Origin of the sequence: Rhodococcus sp. NPDC079359 (assembly GCF_040702585.1) — a bacterium.
Lineage (GTDB): Bacteria > Actinomycetota > Actinomycetes > Mycobacteriales > Mycobacteriaceae > Rhodococcoides.
The window spans coordinates 1-14476 of sequence record NZ_JBFBLH010000012.1 but is presented as its reverse complement, the minus strand read 5'-3'; the positions used below and the strand labels follow the sequence as shown (position 1 = coordinate 14476).

At 62.4% G+C, this 14476-nt stretch carries 14 protein-coding genes; 9 read left to right on the top strand and 5 right to left on the bottom strand.

Annotated features, from left to right (window positions below; genetic code table 11):
- Positions 1-9 precede the first annotated feature (9 nt).
- The 5 genes from AB0362_RS22515 to dnaA all read right to left on the bottom strand — a co-directional run bounded on the left by AB0362_RS22515 (position 10) and on the right by dnaA (position 6114).
- Positions 10-573: a DUF721 family protein gene (locus tag AB0362_RS22515; RefSeq protein ID WP_317809100.1), complete on the bottom strand. Its 564-nt coding sequence runs from the start codon at positions 571-573 to the stop codon at positions 10-12.
- Positions 570-1820: a DNA replication/repair protein RecF gene (gene recF, locus AB0362_RS22510; RefSeq protein ID WP_317809099.1), complete on the bottom strand. Its 1251-nt coding sequence runs from the start codon at positions 1818-1820 to the stop codon at positions 570-572. Before recF ends, AB0362_RS22515 begins: the two co-directional genes overlap by 4 nt.
- Entirely contained in the window at positions 1821-2747 is a 927-nt protein-coding gene (gene gnd / locus AB0362_RS22505; protein WP_317809098.1) for a phosphogluconate dehydrogenase (NAD(+)-dependent, decarboxylating), read from the bottom strand.
- Between the two features lie 65 nt (positions 2748-2812).
- The gene (dnaN, locus tag AB0362_RS22500; protein ID WP_317809096.1) at positions 2813-3997 is read right to left on the bottom strand and encodes a DNA polymerase III subunit beta; all 1185 of its coding nucleotides are present in this window, start codon (positions 3995-3997) and stop codon (positions 2813-2815) included.
- 584 nt (positions 3998-4581) lie between these two features.
- Positions 4582-6114 (bottom strand): chromosomal replication initiator protein DnaA, encoded by a 1533-nt coding sequence (gene dnaA, locus AB0362_RS22495; RefSeq protein WP_037195714.1) that lies wholly within the window; start codon positions 6112-6114, stop codon positions 4582-4584.
- 623 nt (positions 6115-6737) lie between these two features.
- Here dnaA and rpmH point away from each other — a divergent pair.
- The 9 genes from rpmH to AB0362_RS22450 all read left to right on the top strand — a co-directional run bounded on the left by rpmH (position 6738) and on the right by AB0362_RS22450 (position 14425).
- Positions 6738-6881, top strand: coding sequence for a 50S ribosomal protein L34 (gene rpmH, locus AB0362_RS22490; RefSeq protein ID WP_026347786.1), 144 nt, complete (start codon positions 6738-6740; stop codon positions 6879-6881).
- A 30-nt stretch (positions 6882-6911) separates the two neighbouring features.
- The gene (gene rnpA, locus AB0362_RS22485; protein ID WP_317809094.1) at positions 6912-7292 is read left to right on the top strand and encodes a ribonuclease P protein component; all 381 of its coding nucleotides are present in this window, start codon (positions 6912-6914) and stop codon (positions 7290-7292) included.
- On the top strand, positions 7289-7618 hold the full coding sequence (gene yidD, locus AB0362_RS22480; protein ID WP_317809093.1) for a membrane protein insertion efficiency factor YidD: 330 nt from the start codon (positions 7289-7291) through the stop codon (positions 7616-7618). Before rnpA ends, yidD begins: the two co-directional genes overlap by 4 nt.
- Positions 7619-7622: 4 nt before the next feature.
- Entirely contained in the window at positions 7623-8714 is a 1092-nt protein-coding gene (gene yidC / locus AB0362_RS22475) for a membrane protein insertase YidC (RefSeq protein ID WP_317809092.1), read from the top strand.
- A gap of 25 nt (positions 8715-8739) precedes the next feature.
- On the top strand, positions 8740-9414 hold the full coding sequence (locus AB0362_RS22470; protein ID WP_317809091.1) for a R3H domain-containing nucleic acid-binding protein: 675 nt from the start codon (positions 8740-8742) through the stop codon (positions 9412-9414).
- 1701 nt (positions 9415-11115) lie between these two features.
- The gene (gene rsmG / locus AB0362_RS22465) at positions 11116-11793 is read left to right on the top strand and encodes a 16S rRNA (guanine(527)-N(7))-methyltransferase RsmG (protein WP_068047690.1); all 678 of its coding nucleotides are present in this window, start codon (positions 11116-11118) and stop codon (positions 11791-11793) included.
- An 81-nt stretch (positions 11794-11874) separates the two neighbouring features.
- Positions 11875-12885, top strand: coding sequence for a ParA family protein (locus AB0362_RS22460; RefSeq protein WP_317809090.1), 1011 nt, complete (start codon positions 11875-11877; stop codon positions 12883-12885).
- Positions 12886-12889: 4 nt separating this feature from the next.
- Positions 12890-13966 carry a ParB/RepB/Spo0J family partition protein gene (locus tag AB0362_RS22455; RefSeq protein WP_317809089.1) on the top strand — a complete coding sequence of 359 codons (1077 nt, stop codon included), beginning with the start codon at positions 12890-12892 and terminating at the stop codon, positions 13964-13966.
- A 234-nt stretch (positions 13967-14200) separates the two neighbouring features.
- Positions 14201-14425, top strand: a complete 225-nt coding sequence (locus tag AB0362_RS22450) for a hypothetical protein (protein ID WP_366236149.1) — start codon at positions 14201-14203, stop codon at positions 14423-14425.
- The last annotated feature ends 51 nt before the right edge of the window (positions 14426-14476 follow it).

Sequence of the window (14476 nt, the reverse complement as noted above, 5' to 3'; positions counted from 1 at the left end):
GACGTCTCACTATCCGTACGTGTCGCGCGGGCCCCTTCCGCGTACGTGACGCTCTCCCTTTCTCCAGCTCTGCGTCGTCGGACCGGTGATCCGCAGAGACGTCACCACGCCATGACCGACGGCGGCTGCGATCTTGGCCAGAATCTGCGACTGCATCAGCCTCAACTGCGTCGCCCACGCCGTGGACTCCGCTGAAATGCTCAACACACCGTCCTTGAGACCGGTGGGGTCAGCATGGGCCGAGATGTCCTCGCCCACCACACTGGGCCACCGGCCCAGCACCGCGCCCTCGGACACCTTGGCCGACCACCCACGCTTGGACGCGATCGAGTTCGCCAACGCCCCGAAGGCCTGAGGATCACGGTCGTCCGGCCCGGCTCCCGACCAACCGCGTCTACGACGCCCCCGCAGTGCTCGAACTCCGCCGGTGGGAGACGACCGTCCCTGTCCCACCGATTTGCCACTGGCCTTGGCTGCGGCCCGCGCGTCCTCGAGTGCTCGACGCGCCAAATCGACGCCTTTCAATTCCGGTACCTCAGCGTTGTCTGTGGGCGTCGCGTCGTCGTCGGTCATCGATCCTCACCTTCCGAACGTGCGATGTCGGTATCGTCCGACAGGTCCGAGATACGGGAGATACGCCCTGCTGCACCGGAATCCGAGTTCTGCGTGGCCTCGACCCCGTACCGTCGAGCGTCGAGTTCGGGAGGTACGTCCTCCGGTACCGCCGCCGTGATGAGGACCTGCTCTGCGCCGGCGGCCACCGTCGCCAACGCCGCGCGCCTCTTGCGGTCGAGCTCGGCGAACACGTCGTCGAGCATCAGAACAGGGTCCGTACCGTCCTCCCGCAACAGCGCAAAGGATCCGAGCCGCAACGACAGTGCGTACGACCACGATTCACCATGGCTGGCAAAGCCCTTGGTCGGTTGATCACCGAGCATCAATTCCAGGTCGTCGCGGTGCGGTCCCACCAGACACACTCCGCGTTCGATCTCACGCTGTCTCATCACCGAAAGTTGGTGCAGGAAAGCAGCTTCGAGCACCTCAGTGTCATCGGGTTCGGGTGCACGATCGGCATCGGAGAATTCCGGCGGGAGCGCATCGGCCAGACTGCAGCGATAGGCAACGGCAGCCAACCGCGATTCCGGCGCGATCGAACTGTAGGACTGTTGCACGAAAGGCATCAGCTCGTGCACCAAAGCTATTCTGGCAGCGAGCAATCGAGCACCGTGCGCCGCGAGATGCCCATCCCAGACGTCGAGGGTGGCGAGGGCACTCGCGCCGTCACCCGACGACGATCCCCGGCGCAACGATCCACTCGCCGTCTTCAGCAGTGCCGATCGTTGCCGCAGAACCTTGTCGTAATCGGCACGGACAGTGGCCATTCGAGGAATTCGGGAGGTGAGCAGCTCGTCCAGGTAGCGGCGTCGTTCGCCGGGATCGCCGCGCACGAGCGAGAGATCCTCCGGAGCGAACAGCACACTCTGCAACACGCCCAGGATCTCACGTGGGCGCCGCAACGGTGACCTGTTCATCCGAGCCTTGTTGGCCCTGCCTTCGAGAAGCTCCACATCGATGATCAGTTCGCGACCGTGATTGACCACGGCACTGCCCACGAACGCTTTGGCGGCGCCTGCCCGGATCATGGGAGCGTCCGAAGACACGCGATGGGAGGACAACGTCGACAGATAGTTGAGCGACTCGAGCAGATTGGTCTTGCCGTGTCCGTTCGGCCCTACGAACACGGTCGAGCCCGGTCCGAGGTCGACGGTGAGGTCGTCCCAGGATCGGAAATCGTGTAGCTGCAGAGACCGGACGAACACTTACTCGGTGTTCTTCGGCGCCGGAGCGCGCAGTGTCTCGTCGGCATCGGCCTTCTTGACCGCATGCCCGCCGAACTGGTTCCGCAGTGCGGAGACAGCCTTCATGGCAGGCGAATCCTCTTGCCGCGAAGCAAATCTCGCGAACAACGCCGCAGAGATCACCGGCGCGGGGACAGCGTGACGGATGGCTTCCTCGACGGTCCAGCGGCCCTCACCGGAATCCTCGGTGTACCCGGAGATCTCACTGAACTCCGGATCCTGACCGAGCGCTTCGACCAGTAGATCGAGCAGCCACGACCGCACGACAGTGCCCTTGCTCCAGGCCCGCAGCACGCCCTGCACGTCTTGGACCAGTTCTTCGGCTTCGAGAATCTCGTAACCTTCGGCATACGCCTGCATCAACCCGTACTCGATGCCGTTGTGCACCATCTTCGAGTAGTGACCGGCACCGACCGGGCCGGCATGCACGAAGCCGTCCGCGCGCTCGCCCTCGGGACGCAGTGCGTCGAAGATCGGCATCGCACGGGCGACATGCTCGTCCTGGCCGCCGACCATCAGGCCGTAGCCGTTCTTCAGGCCCCAAACACCACCGGATACTCCGGCATCGATGTAACCGATTCCCTTGGCGTCCAACAGCTCTGCATTGGGCTTGTCGTCGGTGAACCGAGAGTTGCCGCCGTCGATCACCAGATCGCCCGGCTCGAGCACCTCTGCCAGACCGGTGACGGTATCGCGGGTGATCTTGCCCGACGGAACCATCACCCACACCACACGAGGCGCCGTCAACGACTGCGCCAGACCGGCGAGTGACGGAGTATCGGTCACCTCGGGTCGGGGGTCGTAGCCGATGACCTCGTGACCGTGCTCACGCAGTCTCTCTCGCATGTTGAAGCCCATTTTTCCGAGACCGACCAAGCCCAGCTGCATGATGAGGTGTCCTTGTCTGTGTCAGGTGCGAAAGTGTCCGCAGGTTCAACAGTAACGAGGCTGGATCAGCCCGGCAGCCTGACCGGCATCAGCAAGTACGTGTACTCGGACTGTGGTGCCGCGAACTTGCCTGCGTCATCGGGCACCAGTTCCTCGTCCGAGGTCGGTCGCAGCACGGCGGGCCGGCTCGGCGTCGTGAATCCGAAGGTGACCTTTTCGCTGTGCAACGACGACAAGCCGTCGATGAGGTAGCCGGGGTTGAACGCGATGGTCAGAGCCTCGCCCTGGAAATCGGCAGGCAGTGCCTCCTCGGCGCGGCCTGCGTCGTCGCCACCCGCGGACAGCAACACGCCGTCGGCGTTGAATTCCAGGCGAACCTGCGCGCCACGCTCGGCCACGAGTGCCACACGCTTGATGGCCTCGATCAGCGACGCGATCTCGAGGGTCGCCACCGCAGTGTGTTCGGCCGGCAGCAACTGACGGAACTTCGGGAATTCGGCGTCGAGCAGTCGGGTCGTGGTGCGGCGCCCGTCGCTGACGATTCCGAGCAGGCCGTCGCTACCGATGGACGAGCCGGAACCCAGGGCGAGTTCCACGGGTGACCCGGCGTTGCCGCCGAGCGTCTTCGCAGATTCGGACAGGGTCTTGGCCGGAATCAGGACCGCGGTGGTGGTGTCGGCTCCAGCGGGAGCCCATTCCACCTCACGAACCGCCAACCGGAAACGGTCGGTGGCCGCGAGAACGACGTTGGTGCCGTCGATCTCCACGCGGATGCCGGTGAGCATGGGAAGCGTGTCGTCCTTGCCCGCAGCAATGGCGACCTGCGCAATCGCCTCGGAGAAAACATCACCGGCCAGTGAACCGGTGTTGCTGGGCAACTCGGGGAGCTGGGGGTAGTCCTCCACCGGCATCGTGGGCAGTGAGAACTTGGCGCTTCCACAGTTGACCAGAACGCGGGTTCCGTCGACCGTGACGTCGACCGGCTTGTTCGGCAACGACTTCGTGATGTCGGCAAGTAGCTTGCCCGACACCAGAACTCGGCCGGCAGTGGCAACCTCGGCGGACACTTTGACCTGAGCGGAGACCTCGTAGTCGAATCCGGAGACCGTCAGACCCTGCTCGTCGGCGGCAAGAAGAACTCCACCGAGAACGGGAACGGGCGGTCGAGAGGGCAGGCTACGGGCTACCCACGCGACGGAATCGGAAAAATCTTCACGAGCAACGCGAAACTTCAAACTTCCAAGCTCCATCGCTCGGCATTTCCTCTCGTTCGGTGGCGTTCGTCGTCACGGCCGGAGCAGTGCAACCACGATGGCTGCGGCTCGAACCGATGCAACGACGAGTGTGGCACATCCAGCGCAAGCACACCGTATGCCCTCCGAACCGAAGACGAAAGCGCGAGGTTCACTCCGAACGTGGGATTCGGGTGATCTCGGGGGGCCTGTGAACGGATCGTTCCCCAACACCTGTTTTCAAAGAAGTTCTTTCAAGGAGAAAACAGAAGTATTAATAGGTCCTGTGGAATCTGTGCACGGACCATTCGATCCCCTGGTGGCCGAGCGTGGTGTCGTGGGGATGAACTCGGGACCAATACGCGGTTGACGAACCGCTGCCTGTGGACGAATCACATCGGTGCACAGGCGCCCACACTCCATCCCCAGAACTTCGATGTTGTCCACATGGTTATCCACAGGTGTGAATCAATGGTCGACGCCTCGAGAAATCGTGAAATTCGTGTCGAGAATCGGTCCGGCGAACGACGAGAAACGCAAGACGGCACCGAACCCGCGATGGGATTCGGTGCCGTCTTCACGTGTTCGTCGTTCCCGGTCGTCTACCGCTTCGAGCGCTGCTTGATCCGCGCGGTCAGCTCCTGAACCTGGTCGTACACCTTGCGACGCTCGGTCATCTCCTTGCGAATCTTCTTGTCCGCGTACATCACCGTGGTGTGGTCCCGACCGAACGTCTGGCCGATCTTGGGCAACGACAGATCGGTGAGCTCCCGGCAGAGATACATCGCGATCTGCCTGGCCATAGCCAGTGCTCTGGCCTTACCCGGCCCGCACAGGTCCTCGATCGAGGTGTTGAAGTACTCCGCTGTCACGGCCATGATCGTGGCCGCATTGATCTCCAGACTCGACGAATCGGGGATGAGATCACGGAGAACGACCTCGGCCAGAGTGAGGTCGAGCGCTTGTCCGTTGAGCGACGCGAACGCCGTCACGCGGATGAGGGCGCCTTCGAGCTCACGAATATTGCGCTCGATTCGGCTGGCGATGAGCTCGAGTACGTCGTGCGGCACATCGAGCCGGTCCATCCGAGCTTTCTTGCTCAGAATGGCGATACGCGTCTCGAGCTCGGGCGGCTGCACGTCGGTGATCAGGCCCCACTCGAAGCGGGTACGAAGCCGCTCCTCGAGGGTGGCCAACTGTTTCGGCGGCCTGTCGGACGAGACGACGATCTGTTTGTTCGCGTTGTGCAAGGTGTTGAAGGTGTGGAAGAACTCCTCCTGGATGCCTTCCTTGCCCTCGATGAACTGGATGTCGTCGACGAGCAGCACGTCGGTCTCCCGGTAGCGGCGCTTGAACGCCACCTTGCGGTCGTCACGAAGACTGTTGATGAAGTCGTTGGTGAATTCCTCGGTCGAGACGTACTTCACGCGCATGCCAGGGAACAGGCGCTGTGCATAGTGCCCGGCCGCGTGCAGGAGGTGCGTCTTGCCCAGACCCGACGCCCCCCACACGAACAGCGGGTTGTAGGCGCGAGCAGGTGCTTCGGCAATCGCCACCGCGGCCGCATGTGCAAACCGATTGGAGGCGCCGATGACGAAAGTGTCGAAGGTGTACTTCGAGTTGAGGCTGTTGGCACCCGAGGACGGAGGCGTCGACTCGGGAGGTTTCGTGAAGTAGGTCGGCCACGAGTTCTGAACGCTTGCCAGAGCCTCGCGTTCGTCGTCCACCTCTTCGTAGTCGGCCGTCTCGGAGTCCGACGGCTCGTCGTCTCTGCTGGTCAGGACGCGGCGCCGATAGGTCGGAGAACTGGGGGCATCGGGGTACGGCGATCGCTCGGAGTCGATCTTCTCGTCCTCGGGAGCGGAGATACGCACTCCGAGTCCCTCCACACCCTGTCCCAGGTGACGCCCGAGGGCGCCGAGAATCGGTTCGCGAAGATCTCGTTCGATCGCTTCCTGCGCAAAAGTCGACGGAACTGCGAGCAGCGCGAAGCCCTGCGTCAATGTCAGCGGTTTGACCAGCGCGAGCCAGGCCTTCTGGCCTTTGGTCAGCGGCGACCCACTGTGTCGGTCGGATGTGAGCTCCGCGACCACCTCGGGCCAGATGCGCGCGAGCGCATCCGGATCGTCGTTCACGTTGGGCCCTCCGTCGTCGAGCATTGGTCTCGGGCGGTGTTCGACGCGTGAAATCCGCGCGCCGTTTTTCACCCGCGCGGCAACGTCGTCGGATAGCGTCGTCGTTCGTGCGTCGCTGCGGCCGAGACCAGGGTCCGTGGGTGGACCCCGCAAGGTACGAATATGCCACCTGAACTGTGTTTCCACACAATTATCCACAGGTGTGGATAAACGACACCGATGTGACCCCAGAACTCGTTCCGGCTCGTGGTATGACAATTACGCCAGTCTGACCTGCACCGATGCCGACTGTCTGTAGTGCGATCGGACGAATTGTGTCGCAGCGCGGGGTCGTTCGGAGGCGATTTCGACGCGCATCACACCATCGGTGGCCGGAAACCGGCACCGCCTGTGCATGAACGACGGCGCTCGCGGCTCGAGAGCGAGTTTGACCGGCGGTGACTCGATCAGTACTCTCGAACAGTCACCCAATAGCGAGGTGGCCGATGCCTGCTGGCTGCTTACAGTCTGTGTTCACTCGGATTTCTCGCTCGGGAGGCAAGCAAGTCCATCCGGACTCGCTGAGAACCTTTCCAGCAGGCGCCGACAGATCGGCGTCTTTTCAATCTCGAGGAGTGTTGACCGTGGCCAAGGGCAAGCGGACGTTCCAGCCGAACAATCGCCGCCGCGCGCGCGTTCATGGCTTCCGTCTTCGTATGCGTACCCGTGCGGGTCGTGCAATCGTTTCCGCACGTCGCGGCAAGGGCCGTAAAGAACTCACAGCCTGATATCTGTTCGTCCGAAGCTTGGAGCTCGGGATGCTTCCTGAGCCGAATCGACTACATCGAGCACGTGATTTCTCCGTAGCGATGCGTCGAGGACGCCGAATGGGTAGATCGAATCTTGTGGTTCACGCCGTCGTGCGTGACGAACAGGACATCGCATCGACCGTTCGCGGGCCACGTTTCGGATTGATCGTCAGCAAGGCAGTCGGGCCGGCCGTAACTCGTCATCGAGTTGCGCGCCGGCTTCGGCATATCTGTACCGACGTCATCGGTGAACTCCCCGAGACCACCGACGTGGTGATCCGCGCACTGCCCGGAGCCGCGAGTGCGTCCTCGGCAGATCTACTGGTTCAACTGCGTTCAGGATTGAAGAAGCTCGGTCTTCTCGAAGCTCCGAAGGGTCCGCCGTCATGACATTCATGGGCAACCTTCGTTCCATTCCTGCTCGAACACTCGTCTACTGCATCGGGTTGTACCGGACCTACGTGTCCCCGATGAGACCTCCCACCTGTCGCTTCTCCCCCACCTGCAGTGAATACGCCATCGAGGCGCTCCAGGTGCACGGGATGATCAAGGGCTCGTTGCTGGCAGTCGTCCGCCTCCTCAAATGTGCTCCCTGGCACTCTGGAGGCTGGGACCCGGTACCCGAACCCGGTAGGTGGCGCGCGATCGTCACCGAACCGACCGAAACCGAAGAACACCACGATCTCGCGCGAGTGGAAGAACAGAGGAGTACATAGAGCCGTGCTCGACTTCATTTACTACCCGGTTGCCTGGATTCTCTGGGTGTGGCACAAGGTGTTCGGCTTTGTGTTCCAGGATCCCAGCAATGGGTTCGCCTGGGCACTGTCCGTCGTCTTCCTGGTCTTCACCCTCCGCCTGATTCTGTACAAGCCCTTCGTCAAGCAGGTCCGCACCACGCGGCAGATGCAGGAGCTACAGCCGCAGATCAAGGCTTTGCAGAAGAAGTACGGCAAAGACAAGCAGAAGATGGCCGTGGAGATGCAGAAGCTCCAGAAGGAACACGGCTTCAACCCGTTGATGGGCTGCTTGCCCGTGCTGGCACAGGCACCGGTGTTCATCGGCCTGTTCCACGTGCTGCGCTCGTTCAACCGCACCGGTACCGGCTTCGGCCAGCTCGGGTTGACCCCCGAGGAGAACCGCGAGCTGTCCAACTACGCGTTCAACGTGGCCGACGTGCAGTCCTTCCTGGACGCTCGTCTCTTCGGCGCTCCGATCTCGGCATGGATCACCATGCCGCAGGATCAGCTCAACGCATTCGCGGTGGGACCCGGCGCGACCATTCCGTCCACGTGGGTCATTGTCGCGGTGTCCGTTCCTCTGATGATCATCGCGGCGATCATGACGCATATGAACTCGCGTGCCTCGGTTGCCCGCCAGAGCGCGGCCGCGGCAGCGAACCCGCAGTCCGCCATCATGAACAAGCTCGCGCTGTACGTGTTCCCGCTCGGTGTGCTCGTGTTCGGTGCACTGCTTCCCATCGCCATCCTGCTGTACTGGGTCAGCAACAACACCTGGACCTACGCGCAGCAACACTTGGTGTTCGGAAAGATCGACAAGGAAGAAGCAGCCAAGGCCGCAGCTGCGGTGGAGAAGCGATCCGAGAACGCGCCGAAGCCCGGTGTGAAGCCGGTGTCGACCACCAAGCCGAAGCCCGGTGCTCGCCCCAAGCTGTCGAAGATGACGCCGACGAGCGACCCGTCGACGGCCGATACCGCCGAGGGCGTCTCCGATTCGACGACCGGTGCTGCATCGTCGGCCAAACCGAGACCGCAGGCGAACCGGAACAAGTCGACCAAGCGCAAGCGGCGCTGACCGACACGTCGAGAGAAGGACGAACATGGCAGCGGACGTAGAAGAAGCTCAGAACGACGAAGTGCAGACAGTCGGTGCGGTATCCGGGGATGGAGCAAGTGACGTGGTGGTCGAGGCCGATCAGGTGAGTGCAGTCGACGTCGAGGCGGACGAGACTCCCGTCGTCGCGGAGTCCGGGGACTCGGGCGTCGTCGAGGACAAGTCCGACGATGTGTCGGACGAGGACGACGAGGACGATGAGGACTACCTGGTCGAGGAAGGCGAGATCGCCGGCGACTACCTCGAGCAGCTGCTCGACGTCCTGGACTTCGACGGCGACATCGATCTCGACGTGGAGGGTGACCGCGCCATCGTCAGCATCGACGGCGGCGACGATCTGGCCAAGCTGGTCGGCCGCAAGGGTGAAGTTCTCGATGCACTGCAGGAGCTGACTCGGCTCGCCGTTCAGCAGTCGACGGGTGAGCGCAGCAAGCTGATGCTCGACGTCGCCGGCTGGCGTGCGAACCGGCGGACCGAACTCGGCAACCTCGGTGCCGAAGCGGCGCGTCGTGTACTCGAATCCGGAGAGCGCGAAGAGCTGACCCCGATGACCCCATTCGAGCGAAAGATCGTGCACGACGCGGTCGCGAAGATCGACGGCGTCGCGAGCGAAAGCACCGGCGTCGAGCCGGCTCGACGAGTAGTTGTAGTCAAGGCGTAACAGAAGCGTCCCCAGTCGATGGCCCCCACTTCGGTGGGGGCCATCGTCGTATCCGGATGTAGTAGATCCTTCGGTCGAATGTCATCGATGTAATTTGCTCGACGACGGCGGACGTCGGCGCGGGTGCGATCGATTTTCTCGCCGGATTCTCGAGATTAGTCATGCACTGCGCTTTCGTCACTGTGACGGCAAAGTCGATGGTGTCTTTCTTACCTGTTGCTCGCCTCGGTCGCGTTTGTTTCACGTGAAACAGGCGGCATCCGAAGTGAGTGAATTTGTTGCCGATACGCCCGTGTGAGTTCTGGATTCGAGGACTGTCGTTCGATCCATGGGGGTCGGGGTAGAACGATCTCCAGAGACCCCCTAGGTTCCGAGATCTGAGTGCCGGATCGACACGGTCTGGAGTCGGTGCAGTTTCACGTGAAACATTGCGGGCGATCATGGATGCCTCGAACTATCGACGAGCACGTGCGATCGAGTCGAACGTGGTCCGACTCAGGGAAGGATCGAATCTGACTCCAGTGGGTCTTGTCGGATTCGGCGCCGCTACCGAGCGGCGCTCGACGGTTCACGCAATCGACCAGTCCGTGACTCTTCATCCGACGGACGACCGATGGAACTTGCGTCGGTCGGTAGTAGCGGTGAACGAAAAATCGACGACGCCCGATCGGGGTCATCTCGATGGTGGATGTATCCGCGGCGATCGAACCTCAGGGCGCGTCGCTGGACGTCGCGGGATGTGTTCGTTCTCGTCCTGGGACCGTGGCGTGCGATCTGACGTTCCTACGACGTTTGCCGATCAAGAATCTTGCTCGTCGCGATGCGGAGACTCGGGACGCCATGACGAATATCCGGACGACGACTTTCCCAGTGCCCGCATGGGTGGGGCCGGTGAGCCCTGTCGGAATCGAGACCACCGTGAACCCGGACGACGTGTGAAGTTCGGATGCGGCGAAGAGGTGATCCGGCCGATCGAGACGCGATCGAGAATGGAGGCGAGTCTGCGGCTCTCCCCTGACTAGGTGTGTCACGGCACGCAGGTGCCCGGAGCGGCATACGTGGTCGACAAGTATTCGTCCAGATCTCCACCGGCTGACGGTTGTCGATCAACTCCTTCCAGAAACGTGGACTGGTACAGGTACGTAGTTTCACGTGAAACATCCACGAGCCGATCAGTCGTACTTCGCCAGCCGGACGGGGCATGAATATGTTCGATTGCGAATGGCGTCAGCCGCTCGCGGTACAGGTTCGGTCGGTACTACGCACGTTGGACCAAGTCCCTGACTTGTGTGGTCGCTGCACTCAGACCGGTGCCTTCTGTCGAGAACCCGGAACGTCGACGCTGAATACTTCACCGAGTCGTCACGCGGCACTGACGATAGTGAGGCAATGGCAAAGCAGTTTCACGTGAAACAGCGCGGGGCATCGAGACACCCCCAGTCGCCGCCGGACCAATTTTCGGGGCCGCGGGACGGGCGGTCTGTCGAACCGTGCGGGGTCGGCAGATCTTCGGACCGAAACAGACGGGAAGTCGATCCGGATGATCTGACCGCGCCGAGAATCGGGACGGGTCCACTCGTCGTGGATCGCTGCGCCACCGGCCACCTGTCGGTCGCGTGGATAGAAGATTTCGGCGATTCGACGTCGATTCGGTCGAGTTACAGTGATGTCGTTTGGCGTTCCGTGCCCGAGCACGGGAAGATGTTTCACGTGGAACAAGAAGGCTCGGATAGCAATCAGTTGACGGCCGTGGCGGAGCAGATCTTCGGTGATCGGCTCGAGTTGGCACGGAGGTACCACGACTCGTTGGCTACGGCCGGCGTCGAACGAGGACTCATCGGACCGCGTGAAGTTCCACGGCTCTGGGAGCGACACATCCTCAACTGCGCGGCGATCGGTGAGCTCATCGACGAGGGCGAGACCGTCGTCGATATCGGCAGCGGTGCTGGCTTGCCCGGTATCCCGTTGGCGATCGCGCGGCCTGACTTGCGGGTGACCCTCGTCGAGCCCCTCCTCCGCCGAACCGTCTATCTCGCAGAGTTCATCGAGGAACACGATTTGAACATCTTGGTCGTGCGCGGTCGCGCGGAACAGCCCGGCGTCAAGAAGGAAGCCGGCGGTGCCGATGTGGTCACGTCGAGGGCGGTGGCACCATTGGAGAAGCTCGCCAAGTGGTCACTCCCTCTGGTCCACGAGCACGGGCGGATGCTGGCCCTGAAGGGGTCGAGCGCCGGCGAAGAGATCGAACGCGACCGGACTTCCCTCACCCGGATGGGTGCTGGCAAGCTGGAGGTAGTGGAGTGCGGAGTGGGTCTGTTGCCCACTCCCACCATCGTCGTCAGAGCGGTGCGTGAGCCGCGGAGACTGAGTCGTCACTGATTTCGTTCGTGGGCTCACACATCCCGCGCTCGATCCGATCGATCGTATTGAACACAGTCAGTTCCGCACTAAGGAGCACATATGTCGGGTGGGTCCGATCCCGCTGTTTCACGTGAAACAGCGTCCAAGAAGAACGCGTCGAGCAACTCGGGGAAACAGTCGGGGGTGGCGGCCAGCTCCGGGTTCGAGTACACCAACGCGATCTCTCCGAACGACACCCCGATCGGCGCCGCGGCACATCGAGCCAGCCAGGTTCTGCATCCCGGATCGGTGTCGTTGCCGAAGCCGGCGAAGCGACGCATGCTGACGATCGCCAATCAGAAGGGTGGCGTCGGGAAGACGACGACCGCCGTGAACTTGGCCGCCGCGCTAGCCCTCCAAGGACTGACCGTTCTGGTGGTCGATCTGGACCCTCAGGGCAACGCCAGCACGGCGTTGGGCGTCGAGCATCACTCGGGTGTGCCGTCGAGCTACGAGGTCCTCATCGGTGAAGTGAGCGCCAAGGACGCAGTGCAGAAGAGTCCGCACAGCGACAGGTTGTTCTGCATCCCGGCGACCATCGACCTCGCCGGCGCCGAGATCGAGTTGGTGTCGATGGTGGCCCGTGAAGGTCGCCTCAAGACGGCCCTGTCGGTGGAGGAACTCTCCGGTATCGACGCCGACTTCATCCTCATCGACTGCCCCCCGTCGCTCGGTCTGCTGACGGTCAATGCACTCGTCGCAGCGACCGAGGTCCTCATCCCCATTCAGTGCGAGTACTACGCGCTCGAAGGTGTGGGTCAGCTCCTCCGCAATATCGAGCTGGTGCAGTCGCATCTGAATCCCGAACTACACGTCTCCACCGTGATCCTGACGATGTACGACGGGCGCACCAAGTTGGCAGACCAGGTCGCGGAAGAAGTACGCAAGCACTTCGGCGACGCCGTCCTACGCGCCGTCATCCCTCGCAGCGTGAAGGTATCCGAGGCCCCCGGATTCGGCATGACGGTGCTGGATTACGACCCCGGTTCACGAGGAGCGATGAGCTACCTGGACGCCGGACGAGAGCTCGCTGCCCGATCGGCCGGCATCGACGAAGCACGGAAGAAGTGAACAGATGAGTTCCACACGTAAGGGTGGTCTGGGCCGCGGCCTGGCCTCACTCATTCCCACCGGACCCGATGCCGGACCACGCCTCGGCAACGCGGCGGCAGACGTGATCATCGGCGCGGATCGCAACGCCAAGGACCGGCCGGATACGTCCACCAAGCCGAAACGGACTGCACCGGCGGATGAACTCACGGAGACCGCGACGGCACCCACACCGACCCCGCCGGTGCTGAACGGAGACGACCTCTCCCCCGTCGGTGCCGTCTACCGGGAGATCGCACCGGATCGAATCGAAGCCAATCCCAAGCAGCCGAGGCACGTCTTCGACGACGAATCGTTGGCCGAACTGGTCCACTCGATCCGTGAATTCGGGCTCATGCAGCCCATCGTCGTCCGTCTCGTGTCGGGTTCCGCTGGGGCCGGAGATGCAAAATATCAGCTCGTCATGGGCGAGCGTCGGTGGCGTGCAAGCCAGGAAGCCGGCCTCGAGTCGATCCCGGCGATCGTTCGGGAGACCGCGGACGACGCGATGTTGCGCGACGCCTTGCTCGAGAACATCCACCGCGTCCAGCTCAATCCGCTCGAAGAAGCAGCCGCGTACCAACAGCTACTCGAAGAATTCGACGTCACGCACGAGGAACTGGCCGCGAAAATCGGTCGGTCGCGTCCGGTCGTGACCAACATGATTCGTCTGTTGAAGCTGCCGATTCCCGTGCAACGACGAGTCGCGGCCGGGGTTCTGTCGGCCGGACACGCTCGCGCTCTGTTGTCTCTGGACGCGGGGTCGGATGCACAGGAGTCATTGGCGGCGCGAATCGTCGCCGAAGGTCTCTCCGTCCGCGCGACCGAAGAAGCCGTCACCCTCGCCAACCGAGAGGACGGGAAGAGCCCGGAACCGGCGCCCCGGCGCAAGCCCATCCAGATGCCGGGCCTCCAAGACGTCGCCGATCGCCTCTCGGATTCGTTCGATACGCGGGTCACGGTCAGCCTCGGCAAGCGAAAAGGCAAGATCGTGGTCGAATTCGGATCCGTCGATGACCTTCAGAGGATCGTCGAGATGATGGAAGCACAGAAGAAAAAGTAGCCACGATTTTTCAGGACCAGTCATACGCGGTCGAAACGTCACTGTGACGTAGCTCGGTCGGAGGTGGTCCCGAAATCTCGAAATCTGCTCGAAAAGTACTGTGAAACAACACATTTGAATGATCGGCTCCACCCGACGGGTCAAGCGAATCAATCGCCTATCCTGATCGAGGGGCAGATCGGCTCCGATCGAGAATTCTCGCGGTGAACGAGTGCACGAAGGCTGAGGTAAGCGGTGTCGGCGATGGTGACCGGAGTGACGCTCGGTTCGTTCGAGCACTTGCCGACGCATTCGCGTCGGTGCAGCTTCTGGGTACTCGATCCCGCGTCGGAGAGTTCCTCGGTCGACCTCGAGTTCGAGAACGAAGTATGGCTGTCGACGATCATGCTCGAATGGGGATCCTGCGGACAGTTGCGGGTAAGTCCCGTGGGGTGGTGGACATTCGGTGAGGCGGCGTAGCCGCAGCTCGGGCGTGTCGTACCCGTGTTGTGGGTGGGCCATCGCGTAGTG

Excerpts from the sequence above, each read along its gene's own strand:
- AB0362_RS22515 (WP_317809100.1), bottom strand. The coding sequence starts at position 573 with ATGACCGACGACGACGCGACGCCCACAGACAACGCTGAGGTACCGGAA.
- gnd (WP_317809098.1), bottom strand. The coding sequence starts at position 2,747 with ATGCAGCTGGGCTTGGTCGGTCTCGGAAAAATGGGCTTCAACATGCGA.
- dnaN (WP_317809096.1), bottom strand. The coding sequence starts at position 3,997 with ATGGAGCTTGGAAGTTTGAAGTTTCGCGTTGCTCGTGAAGATTTTTCC.
- rnpA (WP_317809094.1), top strand. The coding sequence starts at position 6,912 with ATGCTTCCTGAGCCGAATCGACTACATCGAGCACGTGATTTCTCCGTA.
- yidD (WP_317809093.1), top strand. The coding sequence starts at position 7,289 with ATGACATTCATGGGCAACCTTCGTTCCATTCCTGCTCGAACACTCGTC.
- AB0362_RS22470 (WP_317809091.1), top strand. The coding sequence starts at position 8,740 with ATGGCAGCGGACGTAGAAGAAGCTCAGAACGACGAAGTGCAGACAGTC.
- rsmG (WP_068047690.1), top strand. The coding sequence starts at position 11,116 with ATGTTTCACGTGGAACAAGAAGGCTCGGATAGCAATCAGTTGACGGCC.
- AB0362_RS22460 (WP_317809090.1), top strand. The coding sequence starts at position 11,875 with ATGTCGGGTGGGTCCGATCCCGCTGTTTCACGTGAAACAGCGTCCAAG.
- AB0362_RS22455 (WP_317809089.1), top strand. The coding sequence starts at position 12,890 with ATGAGTTCCACACGTAAGGGTGGTCTGGGCCGCGGCCTGGCCTCACTC.